Source organism: Candidatus Bandiella woodruffii (assembly GCF_034359465.1).
GTDB lineage: Bacteria > Pseudomonadota > Alphaproteobacteria > Rickettsiales > Midichloriaceae > NDG2.
In genome coordinates, this window is sequence record NZ_CP110820.1 from 199,125 (window position 1) to 213,751 (window position 14,627).

General features: G+C 35.7%; 19 protein-coding genes and 3 pseudogenes. 12 read left to right on the forward strand and 10 right to left on the reverse strand.

Annotated features, from left to right (window positions below; translation table 11 throughout):
• Window positions 1-10: 10 nt before the first annotated feature.
• On the reverse strand, window positions 11-244 hold the full coding sequence (locus Bandiella_RS01190; RefSeq protein ID WP_323732424.1) for an exodeoxyribonuclease VII small subunit: 234 nt from the start codon (window positions 242-244) through the stop codon (window positions 11-13).
• Window positions 245-317: 73 nt separating this feature from the next.
• Here Bandiella_RS01190 and Bandiella_RS01195 point away from each other — a divergent pair, with 73 nt between their 5' ends.
• The gene (locus Bandiella_RS01195) at window positions 318-602 is read left to right on the forward strand and encodes an NADH dehydrogenase ubiquinone Fe-S protein 4 (RefSeq protein ID WP_323732425.1); all 285 of its coding nucleotides are present in this window, start codon (window positions 318-320) and stop codon (window positions 600-602) included.
• 124 nt (window positions 603-726) lie between these two features.
• Here Bandiella_RS01195 and Bandiella_RS01200 read toward each other — a convergent pair whose 3' ends face one another.
• The 3 genes from Bandiella_RS01200 to Bandiella_RS01210 are packed head-to-tail and all read right to left on the reverse strand — an operon-like array spanning window position 727 to window position 1,771.
• Window positions 727-966, reverse strand: a complete 240-nt coding sequence (locus Bandiella_RS01200; RefSeq protein ID WP_323732426.1) for a hypothetical protein — start codon at window positions 964-966, stop codon at window positions 727-729.
• Between the two features lie 60 nt (window positions 967-1,026).
• Window positions 1,027-1,416, reverse strand: a complete 390-nt coding sequence (locus tag Bandiella_RS01205) for an IS1 family transposase (protein ID WP_323733368.1) — start codon at window positions 1,414-1,416, stop codon at window positions 1,027-1,029.
• The gene (locus Bandiella_RS01210) at window positions 1,379-1,771 is read right to left on the reverse strand and encodes a transposase-like zinc-binding domain-containing protein (protein ID WP_323732428.1); all 393 of its coding nucleotides are present in this window, start codon (window positions 1,769-1,771) and stop codon (window positions 1,379-1,381) included. Before Bandiella_RS01210 ends, Bandiella_RS01205 begins: the two co-directional genes overlap by 38 nt.
• A gap of 171 nt (window positions 1,772-1,942) precedes the next feature.
• Here Bandiella_RS01210 and tilS point away from each other — a divergent pair, with 171 nt between their 5' ends.
• Entirely contained in the window at window positions 1,943-3,229 is a 1,287-nt protein-coding gene (gene tilS, locus Bandiella_RS01215; RefSeq protein WP_323733065.1) for a tRNA lysidine(34) synthetase TilS, read from the forward strand.
• Window positions 3,230-3,296: 67 nt separating this feature from the next.
• Window positions 3,297-3,899 (forward strand): AAA family ATPase, encoded by a 603-nt coding sequence (locus tag Bandiella_RS01220; RefSeq protein ID WP_323733066.1) that lies wholly within the window; start codon window positions 3,297-3,299, stop codon window positions 3,897-3,899.
• Here the strand turns inward: Bandiella_RS01220 and Bandiella_RS01225 are convergent.
• Together Bandiella_RS01225 and Bandiella_RS01230 are read right to left on the reverse strand one after the other, a co-directional pair.
• Window positions 3,861-4,367, reverse strand: a pseudogene (locus tag Bandiella_RS01225) (IS1 family transposase); the annotation flags it as partial. The gene Bandiella_RS01220 and the pseudogene Bandiella_RS01225 sit on opposite strands and share 39 nt — an antisense overlap.
• An 18-nt stretch (window positions 4,368-4,385) precedes the next feature.
• Window positions 4,386-4,607, reverse strand: a complete 222-nt coding sequence (locus Bandiella_RS01230) for a transposase-like zinc-binding domain-containing protein (protein ID WP_323732861.1) — start codon at window positions 4,605-4,607, stop codon at window positions 4,386-4,388.
• A gap of 20 nt (window positions 4,608-4,627) precedes the next feature.
• On the opposite strand from Bandiella_RS01230, the gene Bandiella_RS01235 reads away from it, so the two are divergent.
• From Bandiella_RS01235 to Bandiella_RS01250, 5 genes and pseudogenes are all read left to right on the forward strand, one after another.
• Complete coding sequence (locus Bandiella_RS01235) at window positions 4,628-5,359, forward strand: hypothetical protein (protein ID WP_323733067.1); 732 nt, start codon at window positions 4,628-4,630, stop codon at window positions 5,357-5,359.
• Between the two features lie 55 nt (window positions 5,360-5,414).
• Window positions 5,415-6,103, forward strand: a pseudogene (locus Bandiella_RS01240) (IS5 family transposase); the annotation flags it as partial.
• A 78-nt stretch (window positions 6,104-6,181) separates the two neighbouring features.
• On the forward strand, window positions 6,182-6,607 hold the full coding sequence (locus Bandiella_RS01245) for an IS1/IS1595 family N-terminal zinc-binding domain-containing protein (RefSeq protein WP_323732659.1): 426 nt from the start codon (window positions 6,182-6,184) through the stop codon (window positions 6,605-6,607).
• Window positions 6,556-6,900, forward strand: coding sequence for an IS1 family transposase (locus Bandiella_RS07430; RefSeq protein ID WP_407651266.1), 345 nt, complete (start codon window positions 6,556-6,558; stop codon window positions 6,898-6,900). The genes Bandiella_RS01245 and Bandiella_RS07430 overlap by 52 nt, the downstream gene beginning before the upstream one ends.
• A gap of 8 nt (window positions 6,901-6,908) precedes the next feature.
• A pseudogene (locus tag Bandiella_RS01250) lies at window positions 6,909-6,989 on the forward strand (IS5/IS1182 family transposase); the annotation flags it as partial.
• Window positions 6,990-7,033: 44 nt separating this feature from the next.
• Here the strand turns inward: Bandiella_RS01250 and Bandiella_RS01255 are convergent.
• The 3 genes from Bandiella_RS01255 to Bandiella_RS01265 all read right to left on the reverse strand — a co-directional run bounded on the left by Bandiella_RS01255 (window position 7,034) and on the right by Bandiella_RS01265 (window position 8,546).
• Window positions 7,034-7,240: a hypothetical protein gene (locus tag Bandiella_RS01255; RefSeq protein ID WP_323733068.1), complete on the reverse strand. Its 207-nt coding sequence runs from the start codon at window positions 7,238-7,240 to the stop codon at window positions 7,034-7,036.
• 275 nt (window positions 7,241-7,515) lie between these two features.
• Window positions 7,516-7,866, reverse strand: a complete 351-nt coding sequence (locus tag Bandiella_RS01260) for a transposase (protein ID WP_323732514.1) — start codon at window positions 7,864-7,866, stop codon at window positions 7,516-7,518.
• Window positions 7,867-7,886: 20 nt separating this feature from the next.
• Complete coding sequence (locus Bandiella_RS01265; RefSeq protein WP_323733069.1) at window positions 7,887-8,546, reverse strand: transposase; 660 nt, start codon at window positions 8,544-8,546, stop codon at window positions 7,887-7,889.
• Between the two features lie 70 nt (window positions 8,547-8,616).
• On the opposite strand from Bandiella_RS01265, the gene alaS reads away from it, so the two are divergent.
• On the forward strand, window positions 8,617-11,190 hold the full coding sequence (gene alaS, locus Bandiella_RS01270; RefSeq protein ID WP_323733070.1) for an alanine--tRNA ligase: 2,574 nt from the start codon (window positions 8,617-8,619) through the stop codon (window positions 11,188-11,190).
• A gap of 103 nt (window positions 11,191-11,293) precedes the next feature.
• Here the strand turns inward: alaS and Bandiella_RS01275 are convergent, their stop codons facing one another.
• On the reverse strand, window positions 11,294-11,803 hold the full coding sequence (locus Bandiella_RS01275; protein WP_323733071.1) for a CCDC90 family protein: 510 nt from the start codon (window positions 11,801-11,803) through the stop codon (window positions 11,294-11,296).
• Window positions 11,804-12,068: 265 nt separating this feature from the next.
• Here Bandiella_RS01275 and Bandiella_RS01280 point away from each other — a divergent pair, with 265 nt between their 5' ends.
• The 3 genes from Bandiella_RS01280 (at window position 12,069) to Bandiella_RS01290 (ending at window position 14,599) form a co-directional block, all read left to right on the forward strand.
• The gene (locus tag Bandiella_RS01280) at window positions 12,069-13,061 is read left to right on the forward strand and encodes a ribonucleotide-diphosphate reductase subunit beta (protein WP_323733072.1); all 993 of its coding nucleotides are present in this window, start codon (window positions 12,069-12,071) and stop codon (window positions 13,059-13,061) included.
• 9 nt (window positions 13,062-13,070) lie between these two features.
• Window positions 13,071-13,856 carry a TatD family hydrolase gene (locus Bandiella_RS01285; protein ID WP_323733073.1) on the forward strand — a complete coding sequence of 262 codons (786 nt, stop codon included), beginning with the start codon at window positions 13,071-13,073 and terminating at the stop codon, window positions 13,854-13,856.
• Between the two features lie 110 nt (window positions 13,857-13,966).
• Complete coding sequence (locus Bandiella_RS01290) at window positions 13,967-14,599, forward strand: MBL fold metallo-hydrolase (RefSeq protein ID WP_323733074.1); 633 nt, start codon at window positions 13,967-13,969, stop codon at window positions 14,597-14,599.
• Window positions 14,600-14,627: the final 28 nt, after the last annotated feature.

Genomic DNA, 14,627 nt, shown 5'->3' on the forward strand with positions numbered 1-14,627 from the left:
TCAAAGACATTTACTCCTTGATTTTTTCAGTTGTTACTATGCCATCTGAATTTTTTACGATCTTTTCAATTTTTAATTTAGCACTATTTAACCTGCTTTCGCAATGTTCTTGAAGAATTATGCCTTCCTCATATAGTTCTATCGCACTTTCCAACGCAACATTTCCGTTTTCCAAATTTTTAATTATTTCTTCCAATCTTTTCATTGCATCTTCAAAACTTAGTTTCCCCACATTTTTAGTCATGACTTGAATAGTTATACATTTAGTTATAGTATCGTAACATGATAAACTGATTTTGATGTTTAGAAAAGTTAAAATGACAGTGAAAATATATGAAAATTACAAATTGCCTACTCAATCTGCCAATATCTGCAGTAACATCTGGGTAATTGAGTTTATACCACAGGAAGTTCGGTTTCAAGAGCAAGTCATGGGATGGACAGGCGCCACAGATATGTCAACAACTCAGGTAAAACTACGTTTCCAAAGCAAAGAAGCGGCGATTAAATTCGCTTGTGATCGCAAGCTTGAGTATCGCGTGCAGGAAAAAAAGAAAAAGGAATGTGTTGTTCAGTCGTACACAGATAACTATAAAACATAATTACCTTTGGTAAACTAAGAGAGTCACTTAAAGCGGTAGATAACCTCAAAAAGAGCTAGGCCTATGAGCGATAAGTATGAGGAGGGCACTTCTTTGTACACTCCTCATACTCTAAATATATAGATTAGTTTTTCGGTGGGTATAGGTTATCGTCTTGCGAGTTTTTTCTACTTTGTATTACTTTATCTACAAATTTATAGTTGATATCTATTTCTGATTGTTTGACCTTTGTCTCATGTATATCATTGTTGGCATAAATATTAGCATGTTCTTCCCTTATTTTTTTGACATCGCTGTTTTTGACTTTAGAATTACCAGTGGAGTTGAGCAGGTTCTCTACAGTAAGTGGACCACATTCATGCACGTTATTTTGCTTTATTGCAGTGTTTGAGATTTTATAGGTTATGTTATCGGCTTCAGAGTGTTAGCCAAAGATAGATATAAAATTGCCCTGCTCACTTAGGAAATTATTGTTATCCTCAAAATGTAGCCAGAGCTTAATCGTAAGATCGACAACTTCTTCAGATTTTGAAACTACCTTTGTTTTTCTGGTCATTCTTGCAATTCTGTGCCTTGTGTTTGAGTTATTGGACTCAATTGAGAGTGTATGTTGTTTGCCAACAACATGTTGATGGCGAGGTATAACCTCTGAATAAACAGACCAATCGTCTGTGTAATAACTGCAATTATCTCTACTTATGATTTTCCACAATTTTCTAAAGGTTGTAACGTTACGCTTACCAACCACCCAGGCAACAACTCTCTTGAGCTCCCTACTATAGGCTTTCCATATCCATAATTTGTTTTTTTGAATCTACAAAATGCCACATCTCATCTATTTCAACTTCTCTCAATTCTTCCGGCACTGTTGGTCTTGGTATCTTTTTAGCATACAGTATTATCCACTTATATACGCTAGTATGAGCTACTTTAAATAATTTCCCTAGCCATCTAAAGCTACTTTTCCCCATGCTGTACAATAACACTGCCAGAGCCTTCATCTCTGGCGAACAGCCTCTTAATTTAGTGTTTGTAAAATTACATCCACACTCTTTGCATTTATACCTTTGCATACCCCTAATATTACCATTCTTAACGTATTTACTGCTACTGCATTTTTTACACTCTGTATTCATATTTCTATTTTCTTTGTTGCTCGCTATATTCATTTTAGCATCTTATCTATCTTATGGTAACACTCCCGGTAATATTACTTTAAATTTTAGTTACTGTTCTTAGCAGAAAGTTTAAAGCCATTTTGAAGTTAGCGGAGTATATAAACAATTGTTTTTTCTTTATTAATGGATAAGGTGGTGGGATAATTAAAAAATCGCTCAAGAGTGCAAGTGGTGCTAACTTTTTCCAGTTTCCAACAAAATCTATTCAACACTGTTGACATCAAGGATGTTAAAAAAATTGCCGTAGCCCTTTCAGGAGGGGCAGACAGTATGTGTTTAACCTTTTTACTACAAGAGGTTTGCAAAACCAATAACATTGAAATTACTGCTCTTACGGTTGATCACAAGCTTCGCAGCAATTCCACCAGGGAAGCAAACCAAGTGTTTGCATACATGCAGTTGCACGGCATCAGGCATGCCATACTTAATTGGGAGCATAATAATTATCTTGCAAATAACGTTCAACAAAAAGCTAGAGAAGCAAGATATTCTCTTCTTTTGAAATACTGTAAAGAAAACAACATCAGCCATTTATTCGTTGCACATAATTATGATGATCAAGCAGAAAGTGTAATGCTTAACATACTAAGAGGTAGTGGCATAGATGGAATAGCAGGGATTAAGCGACAAACTAAATTAGATGACATCAATATTTTAAGGCCTTTACTTAAGTTTACGAGATCCCAAATCATCAATTTTTTAAATGCAGAAAAAATTATCTGGTTTGAAGATGCATCCAACTCAAATCTAAAATTTGATAGGGTAAAAGTCCGTCAACTGCTTAGGCAATTCGATTATAACCACAATCTTGTGGCCAGACTAAATCTGCTATCAGACAATGCGCAAAGAGCAAAAAGTTTCCTCGACTCTTATGTGGATAAAACATTCCAAAACCAATGTGAAATAGGTGATTTTGGCCATATATCAATTAAGGCTTCTTATTTTTTTGCCCAAGAGGAGGAGATTAGGCTAAGGCTCCTTAATAAAATTTTCAGACACGTGCATAATTCCGTTTTTATTTACCCAGTCAGGTTAGAAAGCTTGAAGTTGCTGCAAAATTTATTAAAGCAAGGGGGTAATAACAAATTCACGTTATGTAAGTGCCAAGTCTTACTTCGCAATGGAGTAATTTACTTTTATAAGGAGGGGAAATTTATAGAACAAGAAAAAGTTCTTATAGAGGGAGATAATATCTGGGATGGAAGGTATGTGATCAACGTTAAGGTAAACGGGTTTTACGTAACGAAATTAACAAAAGAAATTTGGGGGCAGATAAAACCAAAACAATATAAACATACAATCCCAAGCGATATTATTTTCTCAACCCCTGTAATAACTTCGTCTGACAGGAATGAATATTACTGGCCATTTTTAAATGGTATGTACTCTTGTTCACAAGATAGATTTAGTACGATAATACACGTTTATAAACTTGCCGTACAACTCTAGAAATATCTTGTATATCATCAAAAAATGCAGTATAATCCCGTGATGTTTAGCTGTATATGTGTGTGTCATGATTGAAATTGACAATAAAAACCTTAAGATTGCCCTTGGAGTTGGTGATTTTAAGAAGATGGTGACAGAAAACGATATTTTTGTTGATAAATCGCTTTTTATCAAAGAGGTGATAGATGCAAGTGAAGAAGCAATATTGATAACATATCCTAGAAGGTGGGGAAAAAGTTTAAATATAAACATGCTTCAAACTTTTTTTGAGCCCGAAGATAAAAACTGCGAGGCAACATTGCGTTGCAATAAAATTATATTTGATGGTGGCTTGTATAAGCTACCTTCTGGTGAAGAAAAGAATATCAGCAGTTTAGCAATATCCCAAGTTGATTCTGGAAAATATATGCAATATCAGGGAAAATACCCTGTGATTTCTATAAGCTTGAAAGATGTTGAAGGGGATTCCATTACGCAGATAGAAAGCCAATTAAAAGATCTGGCGAAGTCTCTTTATAGAGAGCATAGACATCTTTATACGAGCGATTTATTAGAAAAAGATGAGAAGGAAGATTTTCGAAAATATATTGCACAAGACTATGGAGGAATATCATTAAAAAATAGCAGAGTGTTAGCCAAAGATAGATATAAAATTGCCCTGCTCACTTAGGAAATTATTGTTATCCTCAAAATGTACCCAGAGCTTAATCGTAAGATCGACAACTTCTTCAGATTTTGAAACTACCTTTGTTTTTCTGGTCATTCTTGCAATTCTGTGCCTTGTGTTTGAGTTATTGGACTCAATTGAGAGTGTATGTTGTTTGCCAACAACATGTTGATGGCGAGGTATAACCTCTGAATAAACAGACCAAGCGTCTGTGTAATAAGTGCAATTATCTCTACTTATGATTTTCCACAATTTTCTAAAGGTTGTAACGTTACGCTTACCAACCACCCAGGCAACAACTCTCTTGAGCTCCCTACTATAGGCTTTCCATATCCATAATTTGTTTTTTTTTGAATCTACAAAATGCCACATCTCATCTATTTCAACTTCTCTCAATTCTTCCGGCACTGTTGGTCTTGGTATCTTTTTAGCATACAGTATTATCCACTTATATACGCTAGTATGAGCTACTTTAAATAATTTCCCTAGTCATCTAAAGCTACTTTTCCCCATGCTGTACAATAACACTGCCAGAGCCTTCATCTCTGGCGAACAGCCTCTTAATTTAGTGTTTGTAAAATTACATCCACACTCTTTGCATTTATACCTTTGCATACCCCTAATGTTACCATTCTTAACGTATTTACTGCTACTGCATTTTTTACACTCTGTATTCATATTTCTATTTTCTTTGTTGCTCGCTATATTCATTTTAGCATCTTATCTATCTTATGGCAACACTCCCAATTAATAATCTTATGGGTACAAATCTTGACCATAAGGCTCTATTCAAAGTATTAGGTAAGCAAAATTCCATAATACCAAAAGCCGATGTGTTACCTTATATTGAAAACCCACGTCTAAGAGAAATAATGGATGCTTTCATTGATGCACATAACGCAAATTATGAGCTTACTAAAAATAGTAGTCTATTCAAAAGTTTGATAAATTGGGGAGTCAGTTTTGTCGCAGAGACAGGGTACAATGGACCGGCAAGAAGTGGGTTAAACCTTTCTGCCGCAATGAAACGGTTTACCTATTTATGCGATAAATACAAAGACGAGTTGGAGGGATTTGGAATTAAATACGACCCACCACTTATAGATACTTTTTGCAAAAGTGGCAAAGACAGAACAGGGCTTACCGAAGCAACCAGCACATGGCAAAGTATGAATTATAAGATATTAAATAAGGAGTTAGAAAAACTACAGATGTGGTATGTTGAAAAGCGCGGCATGCTTGACCCCAAAGACTCATATCATAAACAGCTTATAGATGGACTGGACCTGGAGTATAAGAAAAAATCCAACCAGTTGTTTAAAGATTTTAAAAAGACAGAACAGGAATTTTTAGACTCACAGGTAAATGCAAAACATACGCAGACCATTCCATCTCTCAATGCTGGCACACCCGGTTCTCATGGTGTGATAGATGCAATGAATCGTGTTTATAATCCTAGATAGTGTCGTCATGAGATTTGTGGTATAATATGAAAGAAAAGATAAATCAGGAGTAAAAATGGATTTAGGGCTACATAGGCATGATATAACAGATAATATGTGGGATTTGATAAAGGATCATTTACCAGGAAGGGAAGGTACGTGGGGAGGTTTGGCACATAATAACAGAAGATTCATTAACGCAGTATTTTGGATATTAAGAACAGGTTCTCCCTGGAGAGATTTGCCTTCAGAATATGGAGGATGGAAAAATACACATAAAAGATTTTGCAGATGGAGAGACAAAAGGATATGGGAGGCTTTATTGGAGATATTTGTGAAAGAACCTGATATGGAATGGTTAATGATAGACGCAAGTCATAGTAAAGTGCATCCACATGCTTCAGGTGCAAAAGGCGGCAATCAAGATATGAGTCGTACAAAAGGGGGCTCAATACAAAGATTCACCTTGCCTTGGATTCACATGGTATGCCACTCAAAGTTATTGTCACAAAAGGCTCAGAAGCTGATTGCAAGCAGGCTGTTAATCTTATTGAAGAGATGAAAGCTGAGTACTTACTAGCCGACAGAGGGTACGATGTTAATTACATAATTGACCATGCCCAAGAATTGGGCATGAGAGTTGTTATTCCTCCTAAAAAGAACAGAATCACCCAGAGAAAATACAATAAAGATTTATATAAAATAAGGCATATTGTAGAAAACACCTTTCTTCATCTTAAAAGATGGAGGGGAATTGCAACCAGATTGGGAGTGTTTTAAAAGGGATAGGAAAGAAGAAAAGAATGTGATATAAGGAGAGGGAAGGAAAAAAGAAAGGGAAAAATGGAGAAAATAGAATGTAAATATTGCAAAGGGAAAGGGGTATCAAAAAATGGATATGCAAGGAAAAAGCAGAGATACAAATGTAAGAGTTGTAATAAAAACTTTACAGAAGGAGATGGTAGGAAGAATTGGAAATATGGTAATAAAGAGAGGAGCATGGTGATAAAGATGTATCTAAATAACTGCGGAATTAGGAGGATAGCTCACATATTAAATATCCCGTTAAGTACAGTATTTTATTGGATCAAACAAGCAGGGAAAGTAGTAGATGAGATGGTGACGAATCAAAAGATAGAGGGAGATAAGAGGCGTATAGAGATATTAGAGATGGATGAGCTATATACATACGTCAAAAAAAAGAGAATAAAACAAGAATATGGACTGCTGTCGATAGGGACAGATTCAAAACTGTTGCGTTTAAAGTAGGTTCAGGTGATAAAGAAAATTACGTAGATTTAGCTCGTGAGCTAGGAGAAAAATACCAAATTCGTTATATGTGTACAGATGGGTATGAGGTCTATTGTCATTATAAAATTGCTCAAATACATCTGCAGACAAAGTCTGAAACTTGTTTGGTTGAGAGCTTCAATTCCTCCTTAAGGGATATGCTTGCTAGATTAAATCGCAAGACTAAACGCTTTAGCAAGTGTTCTGAAATGCTAAGATTATCCCTTGTTTTATTTTTTAACAAAGCTTTAGCTCTTTCTATCTATTTATGAACACTCCCACCAGATATGCTAAAAATTCAGCTTCTTTCCTTGCCGCAATTCAGATTAGATGTTTATCTCTTTGGCTTAAAATCTCATGACGACATTATCTAAGTGAGCAGGGCAATTTTATACCTATCTTTGGCTAACACTCTGTTAATATTTTGGTTAAACCCACTATCAATATAATTCTGAATATTTTGTTTAGTTGTATTTCTATTTGCATCAAGTCTTTGTGAATTTTGGCTAACACTCTGTTAATATTTTGGTTAAACCCACTATCAATATAATTCTGAATATTTTGTTTAGTTGTATTTCTATTTGCATCAAGTCTTTGTGAATTTTGTATCATATCAAACCACCACTACGTTTTCAATCTCTAAATGATGTGACTAGAATAAAAAAAAAGTCAAATAATTTTATATAATTTATAAAAAATAGGTGCTTTAGGGAGCGTTGAAAGATAAAATAAGGATAAATGTGATGGTTTGATTTAAGGAAGTTTGGACCATGGTCTAAAAAAATTAACAAAAAACTGGTTTCCCCAAGAATTCAAAAGATTTCTTTGAGGTGGGATATGGTAATTTTTAGCTTTTTATTGATTCTGCGAAGCGTGATTTTATGAGCTTAGGCAGTAAGAACCGTTAAACGTTTTAAATTAAAGCAGATAGCATTCATAAATTCAGCAAACTGATTTTTGGCAATTCCTATGTATCGCAATCGTTTATTATCTTGAGAAAACACCCTCTCAAACGGAGCCCTTATGGAAGTATAGTATCGATCAAGGTCAAAATTCTTTTGCTTCATATTGTTTTTCTTGATGGCGCAAAAATGAATACCTCTGCTTTTAGCTGCATTCTTTGCTGGTGCAACACAATACCCTTTGTCAGCATAAACTGCTCCACTATTTGGTAAAACATGCGCAACTCCCTTTGCATCGGTAACATTAGCAGGCGTTATAGCAACCTTGTTGATCATTCCGGATTGAATATCTACGCTTACATGTTTTTCTTATAGCCATACCAAAATTTACTACCACCCTTGCACCCTATTTTGGCTTGTTTATCATGTGCGACTTTAGGCAAGACTTCGTTGTTAAGTTTTTCATATTTTTGTTTTCTGGCTTCATCCCGCTCTTCCCATAAATTAGCTTTGGAGATCAAGTGACTTGCATCAACAAAAGTAAATACCTCGCTCATATATCCTTGAGATTTTAGTTGATCTCTAAAAATGGCAAAGATTTTTGATAACAAATTTGTTCCTATCTTTGAGCGGATTCTACTAAAAACGCTATAATCAGGTGTGGCTTCGGTTAAATCAAAATCACAAAACCACTTGGCTGCAACACTGTCACTCAAATATCTTTCTAGTTCACGATCTGACAAATCTTCCATAAACTGTAACAACAAGCATTTAAATAAACGTAAAACACCATATCCCTTATAATTAGCAGGAGATTCAATTCCCTTCAGCTCTTGCTCTACTGCCCCAAAATTAAACAGCTCCTTAAATTTGCGATATTGATGCTCACTACCAACCAATTGATCCAAACATACCATTATTATTTGATGCGCTGATGACATTTTTCTCTTCTTTATTCTGTAATCCACTCCACTATACCTTTCTTTATTCCATCTTGCAACACTCCCTTTAAGCATTTTAATTTTTGATTTGCCATAAAGTGCAATTATATGTAGTATCGCATAATTTGAACAAAGGTTTTTTGCGATGGAATCAAACAATATAAGAAAGTCATTTTTGGAGTATTTTCAAAAAAATGACCATAAAGTTTTATCATCTTCGCCACTGATTCCGCATAATGACCCATCCTTATTGTTTACAAATTCTGGAATGGTTCAATTTAAAAATCAGTTCACAGGTAAGGAAAATGCAAATTTTCCAAGGATTGCCACAGCGCAAAAATGCATAAGGGCAGGGGGTAAGCATAATGATCTTGAAAATGTTGGTTATACTGCAAGACATCACACCTTTTTTGAAATGTTGGGTAATTTTTCTTTTGGAGATTACTTCAAAGAGAAAGCAATTTTTTATGCATGGAATTACCTTACCAAAGAGTTACAAGTAAATAAGGACAGGCTTTATATAACTGTTTACCATGAGGATGAGGAGGCTTTTGCTTTATGGAAAAAAATAACGGGGTTTCATGATGCAAAGATTATAAAAATTAGAACGGCAGATAATTTTTGGTCTATGGGGGATTTTGGTCCTTGTGGTCCTTGTTCTGAGATATTTTATGATCATGGAGAAAAATATGTTGGTGGGCTTCCAGGTACAGAAGATGCGGATGGAGACAGGTACATTGAGATTTGGAACTTAGTCTTTATGCAATTTGAGAAATTAACAACTGGGGAACAGATTAATCTGCCAAAACCATCGATTGATACCGGTATGGGGTTGGAAAGAATTTCAGCAGTAATGCAAGGGGTCAATAATAATTATGATACTGACGCGTTTCAAGTATTGATTAAAGCATCAATGGAAGTCTCTGGAAATGATAGGGATATCACATCTCATAGAGTAATAGCCGATCATATTAGTTCATCATGTTTTCTGTTGGCAGATGGCGTATTGCCTTGCAACGAGGGCAGGGGGTATGTGCTTAGGAGAATAATGAGACGTGCTATGAGGCATATCCATAACATTGGATATAACGGCTTAATGCTGCATAAAGTTGCTATATACTTAATTGAGAGTATGAAAAATGCTTACCCAGAGCTCAGTGATGCGAGAGAATTAATAACCTCCACCCTAAAGATGGAGGAAGAAAAATTTAAGGAAACTTTGAGTACAGGAATGAAGTATTTGAAGCAGGAGATTAATCACATCGCATCTGGTGGAGTTTTTGATGGTAAAAAAGCTTTTAAATTATATGACACCTATGGTTTCCCGATTGATCTGACGGCTGACATTTTAAAAGAAAAGAATATTAGCTTGGATCAAAAGGAGTTTGAAAATGCAATGGAGGAACAAAAAGCAAGGGCCAGAGCCGCTTGGGCTGGTAGTGGAGAAAGCCAAACTGCTTCCATTTGGTTTGATGTTTATCAAAAATTTGGAGCAACAGAGTTCATTAGGAAGGATGTTGTGGATTTTTCGGCTAAAATAGTAGCGATAGTCAAAGATGGTAACTCAGTCGCAAGTGTTACTGCTGGGGACAAAGTTGTAATAGTTACAGATCAAACTTGCTTTTATGCAGAATCAGGTGGGCAAGTGGGTGACAAGGGGGTTATAGGTTGTAATGAGGTTTATGATACAAAGTTATTTGTTGGCCATATACACGGCCACTTAACAATACTTAATGAAGATATAAGTGTTGGCGATGAAGTGAAGATGGGTGTTAATTCTGTCATCAAAAACAAAACTAGGGCTAATCACTCTGCAACACATTTATTGCACTACGCATTGCGGTACGTTTTAGGCAAACATGTTGTGCAAAGGGGGTCCTTGGTAAATGACGAAAAGTTGCGGTTTGACTTCACACATAATGCTGCATTAAGTTTGGAGGAGCTATGTCAAGTGGAGTTGATGGTAAATGGCATTATTACATCCAACCAGAGCGTTCAAACGAACTTAATGAATATTGAAAAAGCAAAAAATATGGGGGCTATGGCTTTGTTCGGTGAAAAATATGAGGAAGATGTTCGTGTGATATCAATGGGGGATTCAATAGAATTATGTGGTGGGACTCATGTAAGTGCCACGGGAGATATAGGCTATTTTATAATTGTTTCAGAAGAATCTATAGCAGCTGGTATCAGACGCATCGAAGCATATACAGGGAAGCAAGCGGTGGTATTCTCCCGCAATAAAACGAACAGGGTGGAAGAGGTGTTGAAACTGCTAAGATGTTCTGAGGCTGATATATCAGCCAACATCAAAGGGTTGCAATATAACATTAAGGAGCTGCAAAAAAATAATGAGCAGTATAAGGTTGAAGCTTTGCTGAGCAAATTACAGGAACATAAGGTGAGCGGTGTTAGCGTTTTATCTTTGCGTTTGCAGGAAAAGAAAATCGACTTAAAAAGCCTTTATGATAGTTTGAGAAAAAATTATCAGAATTCTATAATAGTCGTTATGAATATAGACGAAATAAACTCTAAGATTGGGCTATTGATTGGTATAACTAAAGATTTAGCCCAGAAGTATAATGCGAAATTGATGATTGAACAATGCTTTGACATTATAGGCGGCAAAGGTGGTGGTAATGCTGAAGTTGCACAGGCAAGTGGTATGAAGATAGAAAACATTGATGATGTCCTTAAGGCTGTGGAAAATTGCATATGATAGGCGATTCATAGTTTTTCTGTGCAACGATAGTAAACAGGAGTTGTACAGAACCCGAAATATGACGATGCCAAATTTTAAAAGACGCAGAGTATATGCGTGACTAACTCTTAAAATAAATAGCAATAATCATGGTAATGAAAAGAGTGACCATCCATTTGATAATATCGTACTTATTGCTAGAAATAGAACTTTTAAGCTCCTCAATTTTACCATCAAGCTTATCAATCTTAGCATCAAGATTAGATTCAAACTTATCAATCTTAGCATCAAGATTAGATTCAAACTTATCAATCTTGGCATCAAGATTAGATTCAACTCTATCAATCTTGGCATCAAGATTGGATTCAACTCTATCAATCTTAGTATCAACATTAGAAACTTGTTCGCGAGTGGCGAGAATGGAGATGTCAAAGTCCCGAGATTCAAGAAGAGATTTAACAATTACCTCGGCCTGTCTCTCGTTGAAGCCGGTTTCTTGTAGATTTTTTATGTATTTGTGAGTATCAAAAGCTTTATAATGCATGGCAACCTCTTCGTCTTGTATAAATCTGTATTTTAACAATTTATAAGTGGAGTATACTCCGATAACTTGAAAAATTGGCGTCGTCATACTTCGGACTTCGCATTTCGTCACGTACTTTTGTACGCTCCTCATGCTCATCACTCGTATTCCTCGCTCTTTTCCAAGTTCTCTGTCGTCTATAAATTTCATCAACTCTTGATTTACGAGAGGTATATAACACAGGCACAGAAGCAAATCCAGAGGAAACAATCCCTTTTTGTATACTTAGTTTGAAGTAATTTGGCTATATGTATTGCGTATTTATTTTTAAGTTATATTATGTCTAAAATTATCAAATATATAGCAGTGATTTATGTCTTTATTGTCAGCTGAACCAATTTTTAAGCCTTTTCACTATCCATGGGCGTATGATGCTTGGAAAATGCAGCAGCAGATTCATTGGTTACCAGAAGAAGTGCCAATGGCAGATGATGTACAGGATTGGAAAAAAAAGCTTACCGAGCAAGAGAAGCATCTTTTAATGCAAATATTCAGATTCTTTACCCAGGCGGACATAGAAGTTAACAACTGCTATATGAAGAATTATGCCAGAATTTTTAAGCCGACAGAAATACAGATGATGCTTTCGGCATTCTCTAATATGGAGACAATTCATATTGACGCATATTCTCACTTGCTAGACACCCTTGGGATACCAGAAGTAGAGTATCAGGCGTTTATGAAATATAAGGAGATGAAAGACAAGTACGATTACATGCAAGCATTTAATGTGGATACAAAATCTGACATTGCAAAAACATTGGCAGTATTTGGTGCGTTTACAGAAGGACTTCAGCTTTTTGCTTCGTTTGCTATGCTTTTGAATTTTCAACGATTTGGGAAAATGAAGGGTATGGGGCAGATTGTTGCGTGGTCTGTAAGGGACGAGACTCTACACACAAATTCAATTATTAAGTTATTCAGAACATTTATCAGTGAAAATCCAGAGATTTGGAACAAAGACCTACAAGATTTTTTATATCAAGCATGTGAAGCAGTTGTTGAACATGAAGACGCTTTTATTGATTTAGCGTTTCAGTTTGAAGGTGCAATAGAGGGAATGACCGATCGTGATATTAAAAGTTATATTAGGTTTATTGCTGATAGAAGGTTAAATCAACTTGGCCTGAAAAACATTTACAATATTCAGAAAAACCCGCTTCCATGGTTGGATGAAATGCTTAATGCCCCGGAACATACGAACTTTTTCGAAAACAGAGTTACTGAGTACGCAAAGTCCGCAACAGAAGGTAGTTGGGAAGACGCATTTTCTATATTTAAGGACAATTCTGAAAATAGAAGATAGGTAATGTACATGTTAGTTGATTCTCATTGCCATTTGGATTTTAAGGTTTTGAGTGATGACATAATTGCGGTATTGAAGCGTGCAGAAAAGAATGGAGTTGGGGTAATGCAAACCATATGTACTAAAATAAGTGAGTTTGATTCAATACATGAAATTGCAAAAGAAAGAAGTAACATTTTTTGCTCAATTGGTAATCATCCATTGAATCTGGAAGAGGAGGGGGTCGTTACTGCTTCAAAGATATTAGGATATGCAAAAAAAGCAAAAGTTATAGGGATAGGCGAAACTGGTTTGGATTATTACTATTCAAAAGAATTGGAGGGGGAGCAGAAAAAAAGCTTTGCAGAACATATAATAGCTGCGCAGGAATCTGGTTTGCCAGTTATAATCCATACAAGAGAGGCGGAAAAAGATACGCTTGATATCCTAAAACATCACATGAAACAAATCCCGTTTACAGGGGTAATTCATTGTTTTACAGCAAGTGAAAAGTTTGCTTTAGAATGTGTGGAAATGGGGTTTTATATCTCAGCATCTGGGATTGTGACGTTTAAAAATGCAACCGAGATTCAACAGGCTTTTATGAGTGTTCCAATTGATAGGATACTAATAGAGACAGATGCACCGTTTTTATCCCCTGTGCCAAAGAGGGGGAAAAGTAACGAACCGTCCCATTTGATATATACGGCAGATTTTATGGCCAAGTTGCTTAGAATGAAATCGGAGGATTTTATAGAGGCAACAACCCGCAATTTTTTTAAGTTGTTTAGTAAAGCTAAGATTCCAGTATCATGAAAATTACAATTTTAGGGTGCGGAAGTTCCCAAGGAGTGCCATATATTGGGTGTAAATGCTATGTATGTGCATCTGATGATAGTAAGAACAAAAGGAGACGTGTTTCCATATTGGTTGAAACTGATGCAACAAAGATTTTGGTTGATACTTCGCCTGACCTAAGGCAACAATGTCTGGATAATAACATCACGAGTTTGGATGCAATAATTTTTACGCACGATCATTCAGATCACGTTGCTGGAATAGATGAGGTGCGTGCGTTGCGCAAAAATAAAAAGTTAATAGATGCATATATCGATGATGAAACTTTTCGCAGCCTATCCAATAGGTATAGTTATATTTTTAATTACTCCACTCCTCTTTATCCACCGACTCTAAGAAGAAAAAAATTGGATAAAAGTCAAATTATAGGAGATGTTCAAGTTAAAGCCTTTGATCAAATGCATGGTGATATTATCTCTCAAGGTCTGCGTTTTGGTAATGTTGCATATTCAACTGACTTCAATAAAATTCCAGATGAATCTATGGAGTGCTTGCAAAATTTGGACGTATGGATAGTTGATTGTTTACGTTATTCTTATGCTCCAACACACTCTTATTTTGAGAAAACGCTATTATTGATAGAACAAATAAAACCAAAATTAGCAGTATTAACGCATATGGGGCATGACATAGATTATAACGAAATATCAAAAATCTTACCAAAAAATGTCGTGGCAGGTTTTGATAACATGGTGATATAATAATGCTCTCGTCTTCATATTTTAGACT